14 protein-coding genes are annotated in these 15,765 nt (G+C 73.3%); 5 read left to right on the top strand and 9 right to left on the bottom strand.

Translation table 11 applies throughout. From position 1 onward, the window contains the following. Nucleotides 1-37 precede the first annotated feature (37 nt). On the bottom strand, nt 38-679 hold the full coding sequence (locus FHR36_RS13605; RefSeq protein WP_253796812.1) for a TetR/AcrR family transcriptional regulator: 642 nt from the start codon (nt 677-679) through the stop codon (nt 38-40). A 224-nt stretch (nt 680-903) separates the two neighbouring features. On the opposite strand from FHR36_RS13605, the gene FHR36_RS13600 reads away from it, so the two are divergent. Further along, nucleotides 904-2,505, top strand: coding sequence for an MDR family MFS transporter (locus tag FHR36_RS13600; RefSeq protein ID WP_253796811.1), 1,602 nt, complete (start codon nt 904-906; stop codon nt 2,503-2,505). A 184-nt stretch (nt 2,506-2,689) separates the two neighbouring features. On the opposite strand, the gene FHR36_RS13595 is transcribed toward FHR36_RS13600, so the two are convergent. Then, nucleotides 2,690-3,604 carry an HhH-GPD family protein gene (locus FHR36_RS13595; protein WP_253796809.1) on the bottom strand — a complete coding sequence of 305 codons (915 nt, stop codon included), beginning with the start codon at nt 3,602-3,604 and terminating at the stop codon, nt 2,690-2,692. Nucleotides 3,605-3,802: 198 nt separating this feature from the next. Between FHR36_RS13595 and FHR36_RS13590 the strand changes: the two genes are divergently transcribed. After that, nucleotides 3,803-4,264 (top strand): carboxymuconolactone decarboxylase family protein, encoded by a 462-nt coding sequence (locus FHR36_RS13590; protein ID WP_253796808.1) that lies wholly within the window; start codon nt 3,803-3,805, stop codon nt 4,262-4,264. Nucleotides 4,265-4,291: 27 nt separating this feature from the next. On the opposite strand, the gene FHR36_RS13585 is transcribed toward FHR36_RS13590, so the two are convergent. After that, the gene (locus tag FHR36_RS13585; RefSeq protein WP_253796807.1) at nt 4,292-5,044 is read right to left on the bottom strand and encodes a rhomboid family intramembrane serine protease; all 753 of its coding nucleotides are present in this window, start codon (nt 5,042-5,044) and stop codon (nt 4,292-4,294) included. 169 nt (nt 5,045-5,213) lie between these two features. Between FHR36_RS13585 and FHR36_RS13580 the strand changes: the two genes are divergently transcribed. Then, complete coding sequence (locus FHR36_RS13580; RefSeq protein WP_253799465.1) at nt 5,214-6,089, top strand: hypothetical protein; 876 nt, start codon at nt 5,214-5,216, stop codon at nt 6,087-6,089. Between the two features lie 145 nt (nt 6,090-6,234). On the opposite strand, the gene FHR36_RS13575 is transcribed toward FHR36_RS13580, so the two are convergent. Beyond that, entirely contained in the window at nt 6,235-7,485 is a 1,251-nt protein-coding gene (locus tag FHR36_RS13575; RefSeq protein ID WP_253796806.1) for an MFS transporter, read from the bottom strand. Between the two features lie 122 nt (nt 7,486-7,607). Between FHR36_RS13575 and FHR36_RS13570 the strand changes: the two genes are divergently transcribed. Then, complete coding sequence (locus FHR36_RS13570; protein WP_253796805.1) at nt 7,608-8,228, top strand: winged helix-turn-helix domain-containing protein; 621 nt, start codon at nt 7,608-7,610, stop codon at nt 8,226-8,228. Between the two features lie 144 nt (nt 8,229-8,372). Here FHR36_RS13570 and disA read toward each other — a convergent pair whose 3' ends face one another. Then, entirely contained in the window at nt 8,373-9,431 is a 1,059-nt protein-coding gene (gene disA, locus FHR36_RS13565; protein ID WP_253799227.1) for a DNA integrity scanning diadenylate cyclase DisA, read from the bottom strand. A 172-nt stretch (nt 9,432-9,603) separates the two neighbouring features. After that, the gene (gene radA / locus FHR36_RS13560; RefSeq protein WP_253796803.1) at nt 9,604-11,124 is read right to left on the bottom strand and encodes a DNA repair protein RadA; all 1,521 of its coding nucleotides are present in this window, start codon (nt 11,122-11,124) and stop codon (nt 9,604-9,606) included. A 311-nt stretch (nt 11,125-11,435) separates the two neighbouring features. Between radA and FHR36_RS39895 the strand changes: the two genes are divergently transcribed. Then, nucleotides 11,436-13,286 (top strand): BACON domain-containing protein, encoded by a 1,851-nt coding sequence (locus FHR36_RS39895; protein WP_253796801.1) that lies wholly within the window; start codon nt 11,436-11,438, stop codon nt 13,284-13,286. Nucleotides 13,287-13,347: 61 nt separating this feature from the next. Here the strand turns inward: FHR36_RS39895 and FHR36_RS13550 are convergent, their stop codons facing one another. From FHR36_RS13550 to FHR36_RS13540, 3 genes are all read right to left on the bottom strand, one after another. Further along, entirely contained in the window at nt 13,348-14,526 is a 1,179-nt protein-coding gene (locus FHR36_RS13550) for a hypothetical protein (protein WP_253796800.1), read from the bottom strand. Nucleotides 14,527-14,612: 86 nt separating this feature from the next. After that, nucleotides 14,613-15,155, bottom strand: a complete 543-nt coding sequence (locus tag FHR36_RS13545; protein WP_253796799.1) for a SigE family RNA polymerase sigma factor — start codon at nt 15,153-15,155, stop codon at nt 14,613-14,615. 107 nt (nt 15,156-15,262) lie between these two features. Continuing rightward, nucleotides 15,263-15,765 (bottom strand): DUF1214 domain-containing protein (locus FHR36_RS13540; protein WP_253796798.1); only part of this gene is annotated, 503 nt, incomplete at its 5' end.

Below are 15,765 nucleotides of genomic sequence, written 5' to 3'. Positions count from 1 at the left end.
CGGCGCGGCGCGTTCGAGCAGGTCTTCCGGAGCCGGTCTACTCGGCGTGGTCCGCGGGCTGTATCCGGGCGCCGATCTCCAGCGCCACCTCGAGGGCGGCGCCCATCGCCTCCTCGAGGGTGGCGGGCTTGGGCTCCAGGTAGCCGGGGTCGCCCTCCGGGCCGCAGGGGCGCTGGTCGTCCCCGGCGTCGTGCTTGAGCAGGAACATCGCGGAGTTGACCGAGAACAGCGCCATGGTGGCGCGCAGCCGGTCGCGGAAGTCGGCCTCCGGTCCGTGCAGCAGCCGGACCATCCGGATCATGCGGTCCTTGAACGCCAGCCCGGCCTCGGACTCGCGGAGGGCGGGCTGGTTCTCGTGGAAGAAGCGGAGCAGCGGGGCCCGGTCGGCCATGCCGGCGGCGAAGCGGCGGATGAGCTCGTCGCGCAGCTCCGGCGACCAGGGCTTGCCCTCGCCGAACGCGATGGTGTCGTCGATCGGGGCGGCCATCGACTCCACGATGCCGCGGACGATGTCTTCCTTGGTCTTGAAGTGGTAGTACAGGGCGGCCTTGGTCACGCCCAGCCGGTCGGCGATCTCGCGCAGCGATGTCTTCTCGTACCCCTGGGCGGCGAACAGCTCCAGCGCGACGTCGATGATCCGGGCGCGCGTGTCGCTGCGGGGGTGGTGCGTGGTACTCATCGCTGGCGGCCTGCCTTGTGACTGCGTCCGGTGGGCGTCGGGGCGACGGGGGCTTCCGCGTCCGTCACGGGTGCATTCTCCCTGCCCGCGCGACGTCCGCCGAAACTGACTTGACGCCCGGCTAGTGGACAACCTACCGTGCCGGTCGACGATTCACTAGCCGGTCGTCAAGTAAGTGAGCCGCGAAGGACCCGCGGCCGGCACAGCATCCCGGGGAGACCACGATGACCCAACCGAAGTCCGAGGCCGCTCCGGAGCAGCCGGCGGCAGCGCCCGGCGGCCCCGGCGAGCCCGAGCCGCGCTCACCGCGCGAGATCCGGCTGGTGATGATCGGCCTGGTCATCGCCATGCTGCTGGCCATGCTCGACAACCTGATCGTCGGCACCGCGATGCCCACCATCGTCGGCGAGCTGCACGGTTCCGAGCACATGTCCTGGGTGGTGACCGCCTACACCCTGGCCACCGCCGCCTCCACCCCGATCTGGGGCAAGGTCGGCGACCTGTACGGGCGCAAGGGCTCCTTCCTCACCTCGATCGCGATCTTCCTGCTGGGCTCGGCGCTCTCCGGCCTCTCCCAGTCGATGACCGAGCTGATCGCCTTCCGCGCCGTCCAGGGTCTCGGCGCCGGCGGTCTGATGGTCGGCGTCATGTCGATCATGGGTGCGCTGGTCGCCCCGCGCGACCGCGGCAAGTACCAGGGCATGTTCGCCGCCGTGATGGCGCTCGCCACCGTCGGCGGTCCGCTGATCGGCGGCTTCATCACCGACCACCTGAGCTGGCGCTGGACCTTCTACGTCAACCTGCCGCTCGGCGCCGTCGCGCTCGCCTTCATCGTCATCGTGCTGAAGCTGCCCAAGGTCCGCTCCAACGCGAAGATCGACTACTTCGGTGCGGTGCTGCTCACCGTCGGCATCACCTCGATGGTCCTGATCACCACCTGGGGCGGCCACGAGTACGCCTGGGGCTCGAAGCAGATCCTCGGCCTGGCCGCGCTGTCCGCCGCCAGCCTGATCGGCTTCTGCTACGTCGAGCAGCGCGTCGACGAGCCGGTCATCCCGCTCGGCCTGTTCAAGAACCGCAACTTCACCATGGTCTCGGTGATCGGCTTCATCGTCGGCTTCAGCATGTTCGGCGCCGTCACCTTCCTGCCGACCTACCAGCAGATCGTCCAGGGCGCCTCGGCCACCAACTCCGGCCTGCTGCTGATGCCGATGATGTTCGGCATGCTGGTGATCTCCCTGGTGGTCGGCCAGGCCGTCAGCAAGACCGGCAAGTACCGGATCTACCCGATCATCGGCACCGCGGTGATGGCCGGCGGCTCGCTGCTGCTCTCCACCCTCGGCACCGAGACCAGCCGCTTCACCTCCGCCTGCTACATGGTCGTGCTCGGCGCGGGCATGGGCTTCCTGATGCAGATCACCATGCTGGTCGCCCAGAACAGCGTGGAGCTCAAGGACATGGGCGTCGCCTCCTCGTCCGCCACCCTGTTCCGCACCATCGGCGGCTCCTTCGGTGTGGCACTGTTCGGCTCGCTGTTCACCAACCGGGTCACCGAGTCGATGAAGGCCGTCCCCGGCTTCAACGCCGGCGGCGGTGGCGAGGGCTCGGCGCAGATGAGCCCGGCGAAGCTCAAGGAGCTGAAGGGTCCGCTGCTGGACGCCTACCAGCACGGCATCTCCAACGGCATGCACACCGTCTTCCTGTGGGGCGCCGTGATCAGCCTGGTGGCCGTGGCCGCCGCGCTCTTCCTGCGCGAGATCCCGCTCCGCGGTGGCGGCCAGCCCGGCCAGGCCAAGCCCGAGCAGCACCTCGAGGCGGCGGTCTGACCGCAGCGCCGACCGCGCACCGACAGGGGCGCGGGGAGCCGCGCGACCGGCCGTGCACCCACGTGGTGCGCGGTACGGCGCGCGGCCCCCGCGCCCCTTCGGGTTCTCCGGCTGCGACGACCGTGTCCGGTACTGCCGGCCTCCGGTCCTACCGCCCCTACTGCTCCTACCGCTCCTACCGCTCCTACTGCGGGAGCCGGTAGACCCCCGGACCGACCGGCTCCACCAGCCCGTCCGCGACCAGCCCGTCCAGCGCCCGCGCCCGCTGCACCGCGTCGTGCCACACCTCGTCGAGCCGAGCCTGCGCCACCTCGCCGTGCGCGTCCCGCAGCACCGCGAGCAGCTTCCCGCGCACCTGCCGGTCCGTCCCCTCGTACGTCTGCCCGCGCCGGGCCGGGCCCACGTACGGCGGCCGGCCGGCCCGCTGCCACGCGCACTCGGCCCGCAGCGGACAGCCCGCGCACTCCGGACTGCGCGCCGTACAGACCAGCGCGCCCAGCTCCATCACCGCCACCGCCCAGGTCGCCGCCGTCTCGGCGCGGGCCGGCAGCAGCTCGGTCGCGGTACGGCGCTCCGCAGCGGTGGTCGCCTGCGCCGGGTACTCCACGCCGGTCACCGCCCGAGCGAAGACCCGCCGCACATTGGTGTCCAGCACCGCGTGCCGCTGCCGGAAGGCGAACGAGGCGACCGCGGCCGCCGTGTACTCCCCCACCCCGGGCAGCGCGAGCAGCGCCGCGTGGTCGCTCGGCACCTCGCCGCCGTGGTCCTCGGTGATCGCGGTGGCGGCGGCGTGCAGTCGCAGCGCCCGCCGCGGGTAGCCGAGCCGGCCCCACATCCGGACGGCCTCGCCGGGCGCGTCCGCGGCGAGGTCGGCCGGCGTCGGCCAGCGCTCCAGCCACGCCGCGTACGCGGGCAGCACCCGCTTCACCGGGGTCTGCTGGAGCATGAACTCGCTCACCATCACCGCCCACGGCGAGGCGTCGGGCGTCCGCCAGGGCAGATCGCGGGCGTTGGCCTCGTACCAGTCGATCACGGTGGTGTGCAGGGTGCTGTGCAGCTGCGAGGCGGTGGCGGGGGCGGAAGGCGAAGTGGCAACCATGGCCCCTCGATCCTCCCACGAAGGCCGCACCCCTCCGGCCCCTTCGGCTCGACCTCGGGTAGTCCGGGGGTCGGGGAAGCGGGCCGAAAACTCCTCCCGCCGCGCTGTCACATCCGCCCGGGCCCGTCCGTCGATGCAGTGAGGCGCCCGCCCAGCGGGCCGCGAAACCGAACCACCGCCGTGTCGGAGGAGATCACCGTGCAGGCTCGCATGACCAACCCCGCCTACGTCCTGCCCGACGCCATGAAGGGCATCGGCAGCATCCTCAAGGCCGTCAACCAGGGCGGCATCTCCCAGGAACTGCAGGAGCTGGTCGGGCTGCGCACCAGCCAGATCAACGGCTGCAGCGCGTGCGTCCACGGCCACACCGTGAACCTGCGCAAGGCCGGCGCCGCCGACGAGCGGGTGGCCGCGGTCGCCGCGTGGCGCGAGGCTCCGTTCTTCACCGAGGCCGAACGGGCCGCGCTGGAGCTCGCCGAGACGGTCACCCGGCTCGCCGACCGCTCCGCCGACGCCGTGCCGGACGAGCAGTGGGCCCGGGTCTCCGCCCACTTCGACGAGCAGCAGCTCTCCGCGCTGATCCTGCTGATCGGTGTGACCAACCTGTTCAACCGGCTCAACGCCACCATCAAGGAGCCGGCCGGCGTCACCTGGAGCTGAGCCGCTCCACCCGGGGCGCGACCGGCGTCAGAGCCCGAGGTCGTCCAGCTCCTTGAGCAGGGCGGCCCGCGGGCTCGGCGGGACGGCGCCGCCGACCGACCCCGCACCCGAGCCGGGCACCCGTGCGATGGCCGAGCCGGGCGCCGGCGAACTCCCGGCCGCCGTACGGCGGGCGCCGCGGTCCCGGAAGATCCAGGCACCGGCCAGACCGCCGAGCAGCCCGCCGAGGTGGCCGAGCCAGCTGACCCCGGGCGTGCCGGGGACGGCAGTCGTGAGGATGTAGGCGAACGAGGCTCCCATCACCACACCGATCAGGGAGTCGATCAGGTTGCGGTCGAACAGGCCGCGGAGCACCACATATCCGAAGTACCCGTAGATCACACCGCTGGCGCCGACCGTGACCACGGTGCCGCGCTCGAACAGCCAGACGGCGGCGCCGCTGGTCAGCGCCACCAGCAGGGTCAGGCCGAGGAACTTCTTGACCCCCCGGTATGCGGCGAGGAAGCCGAAGATGAACAGCGGCCCGGAATTGCCCTCCAGGTGCTGCCAGTTCACGTGCAGGAAGGGAGCGGACAGGACGTTCGGCAGATAGTCGAGGTCGTGCGAGCGGATGCCGTAGTCGATGGCGAGCCGGGTGTCGTCCAGCCAGTTGACCAGCTGGAGCGCCCACACCACGCACAGGAAGCCGAACACGGTGAAGAACGCCCGGCGCGCCTCCGCGATCATCATGGCGGGGTCGAGCGGGTCGTGGCGGGTCGTGGAGCCCTGGTCGGTGGCCATGACGGCGACTATAGGGGTGGCGGGTGACGCGCCGCCTCCGCCTCCCCTTCCCGCATCCCCTACCCGCGTCCTTCCCTCATCCGGAGCAAATGGCGGATCATGTGAAGGAAGTGCCCCCGGTGCAGTGTTGATGCGTCAACGAGTGCACACAGTCTCGTAGAGTTTGCGCGTGCCCTCTCTGCGTCAACCCGTGGGACCGCTGCCGGCGTCGATCTACTGGCGGCGGCGCCTCGTCGTGTTCGCCGCCCTGGCCGCCGTCCTGGCCCTGATCGTCTGGCTGGCCGGTGGCCTGGGTGACGGAGGCGGCAAGAAGCCGCAGGGCAGTGCCCTCCCGGCACCCGCGCAGTCGATCACCCCCGGTGCCTCGCCGTCCGGCTCCGCGATCACCTCCCGCCCCGGTGGCACCGGTGGCGGCGGCAGCGTCTCCGGCGGCGGTGGCGGCGACGTCAGCATCACCACCGGCGGTACCAGCGGCGGCAGTTCGCCCGCCCCCGGGTCGGCCGCAGGCGGTACCGGCAGCGGCTCGACCGGCGGCGGAGCCTCCGGCGGCACGGGCGGAACGGGCAGCACGGCCGGCGGCACCGGCGGCGGGACGGGCGGCGCCCCGCAGGTCAACACCGCCGAGGTGATGGCCCTGCCGATCTGCTCCGCCTCGCAGATCGCCCTGGAGCTGGCCAGCGCCCAGAACTCGTACCAGTCGAAGGACCGGCCGCGCCTGGCGCTGACCGTCCGCAACACCTCGGGCGCCAACTGCCGGGTCGACCTCGGCCGGACCGCCTCGACCATCACCGTGACCTCCAGCAGCGGCGAGCGGATCTGGTCCTCGGGCGACTGCCCCACCGACCGGTCCGGCACCTGGGCGCAGATCACCGCCGGCAGCGGCCTGACCGAGACCTTCAACTGGGACCGCAGCCGCTCCAAGCAGCAGTGCGCCAGCGCCGACCCGACGGCCGCCCAGCCCGGCAACTACCTGGTCCAGGCCGACCTCACCGGCCCCTCCGGCGGCCCGGTCTCCGCCCGCACCTCCATCCGCCTGGAGAGCTGACCACCCACCGCAGGCAAACAGGCCACTGGCAGACAGAAAGCGCTCGGGCCCGCCGGACCACTCGGTCCGGCGGGCCCTTCGCTTCGCCGACGCCCTTCACCTCGCCGACGCCCCCGACAGGCCGTCAGCCGCCGCTTCCTGCCGCTCACACCGGCCAGGCGGTCCCCCGCAGCGAGCGGCCCAGGGTGGCCGGCAGCAGGCCGAGCGCCAGCACTCCGGCGAACAGGACCAGGACGGCCTGCGGCGCGAGGTGGTCCAGCAGCAGGCCGGAGACGAAGGTGCCGATCGGCAGACCCACCATCAGCACCGTCATCGTCGCTGCGATCACCCGGCCCCGCAGCTCGTCCGGGACCCGCTGGAAGATCAGCACGTCCACCATCACCCGCAGCGACGGGACGCCGAGCGTCATCGCCGCCAGCGAGCAGAACACCGCGACCGGACCGCCCACCGCCGCCGGCACCAGGAACAGCACCACCCCGAGCCAGCCCACCGACAGCAGCAGGGCGCCCGGCGCCAGCCGCCGGTGCAGCCGGGTCACCAGGGGCGCGCCGAGCAGGCCGCCGACCGCCTCGCCGGCCAGGGCGAACCCGGTACCGGTGCTGGAGGTGCCGCCGTTGCGGAGCATCACCATCACAGCGAGGAGCATCGCCGAGCCGGTCAGGTTGAGCGCCAGGGTGACCAGCAGCGTCGAACGCAGCAGCGGCGCGGAGAACAGGTGGCGCAGGCCGTCCAGGACGCCGCCGCGCTCGCCCCGGCCCTCGGCGGTCGGGCTCTCGAAACGGACGGCGCCGGCGGCGGTGAGGGCGAGCAGCGAGGTCAGCGCGGTGGTCAGGAACGGGACTGCACCGCCGAGTCCGAACAGGAAGCCGGCCAGCGGCGGGCCGAGCAGGGCCGAGCCGTTGACGCGCAGTTCGTCCTGGGCGAGCGCCTGCCGGAGCTGCTCGGGCGGGACCACCGAGCGGATGGCGAGCATCCGAACCGGCCCGCCGTACGCCATGGTGGCGCCGAGCACGGCGGCGACCAGCAGGGTGTGCGGGACGGTGAGGTGGTGCAGTGCCATCGCGGCCACCACGCTGAGTGCGGCGAGCAGGCGGACGCCGTCGGCTGCGAGCAGGATCCGGCAGCGGTCGTGGCGGTCGGCGAGGGAGCCGCCGTGCAGGCCGAAGACGGCGGACGAGGCGAACTGGACCGCACCGAACGCGCCCGCGAGCGAGGCCGATCCCGTCATCGCCAGCAGGAGCAGGGGGTAGGCGGTGTCGGCAACGCAGGTGCCCAGCATCGCGGAGGCCGCACCGCCCCAGAGCAGTTGGAAGCGCCGGTTGCGTCGCAGCGGTACCGGCTGCTCGGCCTGCGGCCGGTCCGTGGCGACCGCGCCCTGTCCGAGGTCCATGCTCATCTCGCCCACCCCATTCACGAAGACACCGATGGTCACCCCTTCGCAACCATTCACGTCTTCGTGAATGATGGCAGCATCGCGAATGATTGCGCAAGCGTTGAACGTTATGAGAAGTTGAGAACATGGTTGAGCAGGCAAAAGAGCGCGAGGTCAGGGACGTCGCGACGCTGAAGGCACTGGCGGACCCGCTACGGCTGGCGATCCTCACCGCTCTGATGAGGCGCGACCCGGAGCCGCTCTCGGTGAAGGAGATCGCGGCCGACCTCGGCGAGGCGCCCACCAAGCTGTACCGGCACATCAAGCAGCTGGAGCAGTGCGCCCTGATCCTGGTCGCGGAGACCCGGCTGGTCTCCGGCATCGTGGAGAGCCGCTACCTCGCGGCTCAGCACTCCCTGCGCCTGTCCCCCGACGTCTTCGCGGACGACGACGGACAGGACCGGCCGGAGGCCCTCGGCGCGATGCTCGCAGCGCTCGACATGATCCGTTCCGACTTCCAGGGCCACTTCCGGTCCGGCCGCCTCGACATGGCCACCCGCCAGGACGGCACCCGGTCCCCCGGCAAGTTCGCCCACTTCACCAAGCGGGTCCGCCCGGAGCGCGTGGTCCGGCTGCGCAACCAGCTGGACAGCCTGCTGGACGAGCTGGCCGAGGAGCCGGACTCCACCGACGAGGACGCCGTCGACATCACACTCGTCGCCCTGCTCTACGCGCTCAGGCCCGCCAACGGCGCCGAACAGCAGTAGCAGCAGGAACATCGGGAGCGAGCGCCGGCACAGCGGCCGAGGCGACCTCGCACCCGGCAGGAACGACGACGGGCCCGGCGCCGACGACGGCGACCGGGCCCACCCCGCAGTCCGGGTTCACCACCCAAGATCAGAGAGAAGCTGTCAGACGTAGCGCTCGAGGATGGACGATTCTGCGAGCCGCGACAGCCCCTCACGCACCGAGCGGGCCCGGGTCTCGCCGACGCCCTCGACGGTCTGCAGATCGTCGATCGAGGCGGCGAGCAGCTTCTGCAGTCCGCCGAAGTGCTCGACCAGCCGCTCGATGACGGTGTTGGGCAGCCGCGGCACCTTGGCCAGCAGCCGGTAGCCGCGCGGCGAGACGGCGGAGTCCAGCGACTCGGGCGAGCCGGAGTAGCCGAGCGCCTTGGCGACCGTCTGCAGGTCGAGCAGTTCGGCGTGGGTGAGGGCCTCCAGGTCGGCCAGCACCTCGGTGACGGTGCGGCCCTTCTTGGCGGCCCGTTCCGGGAAGTAGTCCCGGGCGACGAGTTCGCGCTCCGGCTCCACGCCGGCGATGAGCTCGTCGAGCTGCAGCGAGAGCAGGCGGCCGTCGGTACCGAGTTCCAGCACGTACCCGGCGATCTCGGCGGCGATCAGCCGGACCATCTCCAGGCGCTGCACCACGGCCGAGACGTCCCGGACGGTGACCAGGTCCTCGATCTCCAGCGCCGAGAGCGTGCCGGCGACCTCGTCGAGTCGGAGCTTGTAGCGCTCCAGGGTGGCGAGGGCCTGGTTGGCACGGGAGAGGACGGTGGTGGAGTCCTCCAGGACCCGTCGCGTCCCGTTGACGTACATGGCGATCAGCCGCATCGAGTGCGAGACGGCGACGACCGGGAATCCGGTCTGGCGGTTGACCCGTTCGGCGGTGCGGTGGCGAGTGCCGGTCTCGTCGGTGGGGATGGTCGCGTCGGGCATCAGGTGGACACCGGCCCGGACGATCTTGGTGATGTCCTTGTCCAGCACCACGGCGCCGTCCAGCTTGCACAGCTCACGCAGCCGGGTGGCGGTGAACTCGACGTCCAGTACGAAGCCGCCGGTGCACAGCGAGTCGACGCTCTTGTCGAAGCCGAGCACGATCAGGCCGCCGGTGTTGGCCCGGAGCACCCGCTCCAGACCGTCCCGAAGTGCCGTGCCCGGCGCGATGGCACTGAGGGAAGCCCGCAGCAGGGCCTCCTCGCGGGAGGACTTGTCCGCCCGGTCGCTGGCTGCCACGTGACTCCTCCGGCCGACCCGGACCGTGTGGCGCGGCGCCCGACGGTCTCTCTCTTCGTTACTGCACTCGATGCCAATTAGACAGGGCAAAGTCTAACTGCGTGCGGCAATAACGGGGTGTGAGTCAGCCGAGTTCGTCCGAGTCGACCGGTTCCCAGCCCGCCATGAGCTCGTCCGGGTAGGCCGGAACGGGCGCCTCGGCCCCCTGCCGGGGGGCTCCGGCGGCCTGCCGGGGAGCCGGAGCGGCCTCGCCCCGGGGCTTCGCCGGACCCCGCCGACGACCGGGGATCGCCCGCAGCGCCTCGCCGATGTCCGCCACCTCGACCACCTTCATGCCCGGCGGCACCTTGCCGGGGTCCGGCGGGACGAGCGCGTGGGTGAAGCCCAGCCGGTGGGCCTCGGCGAGCCGGCGCTGCACACCGGTGACCCGCCGCACCTCGCCGGCCAGCCCGACCTCGCCGATCGCCACCAGGTTGCTCGGCAGCGGCGTGTCGGAGGAGGAGCTGGCCACGGCCAGCGCGATGGCCAGGTCGGCCGAGGGCTCACTGAGCCGCACGCCGCCGACCGTGGCGGTGTAGATGTCCTGCTTGCCGAGCTTCACGCCGCCGTGCCGCTCGACCACCGCCAGGATCATCGCGATCCGCGGCGACTCCAGGCCCGACGTGGTCCGCCGCGGGGAGGGGATCTGCGAGTCGACCATCAGCGCCTGCACCTCGGCGACCAGCGGTCGGCGGCCTTCCAGGGTGACGGTCAGGCAGGTGCCGGGCACCGGCTTGGCGCGCCGGGTCAGGAACAGGCCGGACGGGTCGGCCAGGCCCTCGATGCCCTCGTCGTGCAGCTCGAAGCAGCCCACCTCGTCGGTGGCGCCGTACCGGTTCTTGACGCCGCGGATGATCCGCAGCCGGGCATGGCGGTCGCCCTCGAAGGAGAGCACCACGTCGACCAGGTGCTCCAGCAGGCGGGGGCCCGCGATCTGGCCGTCCTTGGTGACGTGGCCGACCAGCAGGGTGGCCATGCCGCGCTCCTTGGAGGCGCGGATCAGCGCGCCCGCCACCTCGCGGACCTGGGCCGGACCACCGGGAGCGCCGTCCAGTTCGGCGGAGGCGATGGTCTGCACCGAGTCCAGGATCAGCAGGCCGGGGTTGACCGCCTCGATGTGGCCGAGGACGGCGCCGAGGTCCGACTCGGCCGCCAGGTAGAGGTGGTCGGAGAGGGCGTTGATCCGGTCCGCCCGCATCTTGACCTGCCCGGCCGACTCCTCGCCGGTGACGTACAGCGTGCGGTGCCGCTCGGACGCCGCCTTGGCCGCCACGTCCAGCAGCAGGGTGGACTTGCCGACGCCCGGCTCGCCCGCCAGCAGCACCACCGCGCCCGGCACCAGGCCGCCGCCGAGCACCCGGTCCAGCTCCGGCACGCCGGTGGTGCGGGCGGTGGCCACCTGCCCGTCGACCTGCCCGATCGGCTTCGCCGGCGAGCTGACCGGCCCGGCCGCCGTGGTCCGGATCGGCACCGCGCCGTACTCCTCCACCGTGCCCCAGGCGTTGCACTCCGGGCAGCGGCCGACCCACTTGGGCAGCTGGTTGCCGCACTCGGTGCAGCGGTACGCCGGGCGCGGCTTGGCGGTGGTCTTGGTACGGGCAGCCATGCGGCCAACCGTAGCGGGTGGGTCCGACAACCCGGCCCGAGCGCGGCGGCGGCGAGCGGCGAGCGGCGAGCGGCGAGCGGCGAGCGGCGAGCGGCGAGCGGCGAGCGGCGAGCGGCGAGCGGCGAGCGGCGAGCGGCGAGCCGAGCGGCGAGCGGCGAGCGGCGAGCGGCGAGCGGCGAGCGGCGAGCGGCGAGCGGCATGGTGCCCGACCCGCGCTCCACCGGGACGGGAGGACGGTGGTGTTACCCGAAAGAAGTACAAGCCCCCGAAACCACCCGGGCGGGCGCCGTCCGCTCTCTACCGTCAGGAACGTGACAACCAGGCTTGCCTCCCCCACGAGCTGCGCCGGTGACTCACCCGTCCTGCCGGCCTACGGCCGCGCAGTCGACGGGCTGTTCACCTACTGCCTCTCCGTGCTCTGCGAACACGACACCGCGGTCGCCGCCGTCGCCGAGGTCCGCGACCTCGCCCTGCGCCACGGCGACCGCCTCGCCGACCCCGGGCTGCTGCGGGCCTGGCTGTACGCGCTGGCGCGGCACTGCTGCCTGACCCGGCTGGCCGGCGGGGTGGGCCCGTCCGCTCCGGTGAGCGCCGTTCGGGCGGCCGAGCGGCGGGACGAACTGGCCTCGCTGGCCTGGCCGGAGGCGGCCGGCACGGATCCGGAGCAGCGCGAGGTGCTGGAGCTGGCGGTGCGGCACCGGCTCTCGGTCGAGGAGGTCGCGGCCGTGCTCGGCGTGCCGCCGGAGTCCGCCGCGACACTGCTGGACGCGGCCGGCGCCGAGGTCGGCCGGACGCGTACGGCGCTGCTGGTGCTGGGCGTGGGCAGCTGTCCGGAGCTGGCCCGGCTCGGCGGGGTGGGCGCGGAGAGCTGGCGGGGCTGGGTGCTGGGTCCGGCGCTGCGGCGGGAGCTGGTCGGGCACGTGGTGACCTGTCCGACCTGCCGGGGCACCGCCGAACGGGTGGCCGACGAGCTGGGTTCGGGGCTGGCCGGTCTGCCGGGCCTGCCGCTGCTGCCCGCGCCGCTGACGGTCCGGATCGGCGGGACGGCGGCGCAACTGCCGAACGGCACGGCCGGGGCGGCGTTCCTGGCCGGGGCGGCGGCCGGTCGGCGCGCCGCGCCCGGGTTCGCGGGCGGGCTCGCGGCCGACGGGTCGGGCGCGGAGGCGCCGCGGTTCGACCAGCAGGGCTTCCCCCGGCACCGGGCGCCGTCGAACAGCCGGTCGGCCGCACTGCGCCAGCGGGTGGTGACCACCGGGGTGCTGGCGGCGGTGCTGACCGCACCGGTGGTGGCGCTCTGGGGAGCGCACCGGGAGGGCGGCGGGGCAAGCGCGGCGGCCCCGGTCTCCTCGGTACGGGTGGACGGGGCGTCGAACGGGACGGAACAGCGTCCGGCCGAGCAGGCCCCGGACGCCGGCGGAGTGACCCCGCCGGCCGAGGCCCTGCAGTTGGTGGGCGCGAGCGCTGCAGAAACGTCACTGCCTCCGGTGCAGGGGCCGCTGGTCCCGGTCCCCTCGCGCGGAGCGGCGCGGCTGACCAGTCCGGTGCTCGCCGCGGTGCCGGTCGGCCCGGCCCGCCCGTCCGACCCCGGCCAGGGCGTCCCCGGCCAGGGCGCCCCCGCCGTACCCGCCGCCCCCGGGCAGCTGACCGTCGAGGCGGGCGAGTACGGCAACCGCACGGTGATCACGCTGACCAACACCGGCGGCACGGCGATCGCCTGGCACGCCGTTCCGGACGTCGACTGGCTGCGGCTCAGCCGCGACTCGGGCACCCTCGCGCCCGGCCAGCGGCTCACCGTCACCGTGACGGTCGACGAGGCCCGTGCCCCCGAGGGTCACTGGACGGCCCGGATCGCCCTGCCGCCGTCGGAGGCGGTGGTCACCCTGGAGGGCGGCCCGGTCCACCGCGGCGGCACCGGATCGCCGAGCGACCCCGCGCCGGGCCCGTCCTCGCCGACCACCGACCCGTCGACTCCTGCACCGCCACCTACTCCGCCGCCGTCCACTCCGAGTCCGACCCCGACACCCACCCCGACGCACACGCCGACGTCCACCCCGACGTCCACGCCGGCACCCGCGCATTCGTCGCCACCCGCGTCCGGCACCGGTTCGGGCCCCGCCGCGGGCAACGCCCCCGCACCGCAGCCCGCCGGACAGCCGTCCTGACAACCGCTGCCGGGAGTCGGCGCAGGGACTCCCGTCCCCGCGCCGGCTCCCGGCAGCAGCCCTACTTGATCAGTCCGGCGGCCAGCGAGGTCAGCTGGTCGACCGTCAGCAGCGGCTCCCGCCCGGCCGTCGCGGAGTCCGCGCCCGCCGGGTTGGTGGCCGCCGCCCGAACCCGCCGTCCGTCCGGCCGCAGCAGGTCCACCACCGTCTCGGTGGCGCCCTGGGATCCGGGCACCGCCCGGGCCTCCACGGTCAGCATCCGGGTCCCGTCCGGGAGCGTGGGCGCGGCGGCGAAGTGCTTCCGGACCTCGTCGTCGGCCCGCTGCAGCTGAACCGCGACCACCACGGTGGCGGTGCCGTCGGTCAGGGTGGCGGTCCGGTCGGCGGCCGTTCCACCGCCCGATTGCCGGGTCAGCCTGGAGGGCAGCAGCTGGTCCATCGGCGTCGATCCGAAGCCCGGGGACGGTGTCACACCGTCCTGCGTCGCCGAGGTCGGCACCTCGTGCCAGATCGGGTCGAGGGCCAGGGCCTGCAACTGGTCGAGGGTGAGCACCGGCTCGGGACGGGTGATGTCCTGCTTCTGGGAGTCGGCAAAGTTGGCGGCGTCGAGCACCACCACCAGGCCGTCGGGGGTGAGCAGGCTGACCGTGCGGCTGCGGAGCGGGTCGTTGTCGGGCGGGGCGATCTCGGCGCTGACCAGGATCGAACCGTCGGGCCGGGTGACGCTCGTGCAGATCTCCTTCGGCGAGTCGGACTGCGGGCAGCGGATCTTGCCCGGATCGGACCCGCCGCCACTCCTGCGGCTGACGGTCAGTTGGACCTGACCGGCGCCGTGCCCGTCGTCGATGCTGAGCTCGGCGCGCTGGTACGCGACCGGCACACTGCCGGGACCGTACGAGGTGCCCTCCGAGCGGCGCACGACCGTCCCGGCGGGCAGCCGCTCGGCGAGCAGGGTCACCAGGTCGCGGTCCTCCCGGGCCGCCGGACCGCTCGCGGCGGGGCCGACCGTCCGGCCGGAACCGCTCTGGGACCGGTCGAGGACGACAAGGCCGCCGGTCAGGACGAGGGTGCAGGCGAGGGCCGCGCCGGTGGTACCGGCCAGTCGGCGGCGGCGCAGGCGGCGGCCGCGGACGGCTCCGCCCAGGGCCAGCCGTTCGTGGTCCGGGTGGAAGGCCTCGCCGGTCTCGCGGAAGACCTGGACGAGTTCCTCCTCGAAGCCGGGTCCGGTCTGTGCAGGCATGCGTGATCACCGTCTCTGCAGTCTCGGGCGAAGTGTGGGGTGAAGGTCTGACGTGAAGCTCTGGGGTGAACTGCTCGGAGCGGATGTCAGCGGTCGACGAGGTCGGCCAGTTCGTCGCCGAGCAGGGCGCGCAGCCGGGCGAGCGCGCGGGAGGTCTGGGTGCGGACGGCGCCGGAGCTGCACCGCAGGATCCCGGCGGTCTCCTCCACGCTGACGTCCTCCCAGTAGCGGAGCACCAGCACCGCGCGGTCCCGCGGGGAGAGTCGGGCGAGCGCCTGGAGCAGGGTGAGGCGCAGGGTGCTGTCCGCCTCCGGGCCGGGGCGGTCGGGCAGTTCGCCGGTGGGCCGTTCGCTCGCGCTGCGGCGTCGGCGCTGGGTGATGAAGGCGCGGTACAGCACGCCCTGGGCGTATCCGGCCGGGTTGTCGATCCGGCGGCTGCCGAAGAACCGTCCGCTGCGGCGCCACACGGCGTACATCCGGCCGAGGGTCTCCTGGACGAGGTCCTCGGCCAAGTGGGTGTCGCCGCCGGTGAGCAGGCAGGCGGAGCGGAACAGGTGGCCGGTCCGGTTGGCCGCGAACTCCAGGTACTCCGCGTCCCTGCTCAGGGCCGCCTCTCCAGCCGTCTTCACCGTGCTCCCCCTTGCTCCGCGTGTTGTCACCCATGTGACGCGATGGGGGACGCGGACTGTTACAGCCGCGCGGGCGGGCGCGGCAGTGGGGAGTCGCCGACCGAGGATCAGCGCGGCTGGATCGGGGGCAGCCGGTACGTCCCGTCGAGCACCGCGGGCTGCGGCTGGTAGAGCCGGATCATCGGCCGGAACTCGCCCGCGGGGGTGGGCAGCCAGTTGGCCGCCTCGACGGGGTCGGCCGGCCGCTCGTGCTGGAGCACCAGGGTGAGCGAGCCGTCGGGGCCGTACACCAGCCCGGGGGTGCGGTCGCCGATCGAGTACCGGTCGGCCGGATTGGCCACCAGGTGGTAGTCCGGGACGTCGTACATGGTGACCGACCAGAAGGCGTCCACCGGCGGCGGGGCGTCGAAGCGCAGGGTGTACCGGTGGGCGCCGGTGAGCGTCCTGCCCTCGGCGTCGTCGTAGGTGGTCGCGTACACCGCCTCGTAGGCGTGGTTGCCCCACAGGCCGATCCGGGCGGCGACCGCGCGGGTCAGGTAGGCGGCCCGGCGGTCGGGGATCCGCCACTCCGGCTCGTTGCGGGTGCCGGGGCCGAGGTGGTCGAGGTTGT

Origin of the sequence: Kitasatospora cinereorecta (assembly GCF_024172095.1) — a bacterium.
GTDB classification, from domain to species: domain Bacteria; phylum Actinomycetota; class Actinomycetes; order Streptomycetales; family Streptomycetaceae; genus Kitasatospora; species Kitasatospora cinereorecta.
Note: the sequence above shows the minus strand (reverse complement) of the source record. Positions and strands in the feature narration are given on the sequence as shown.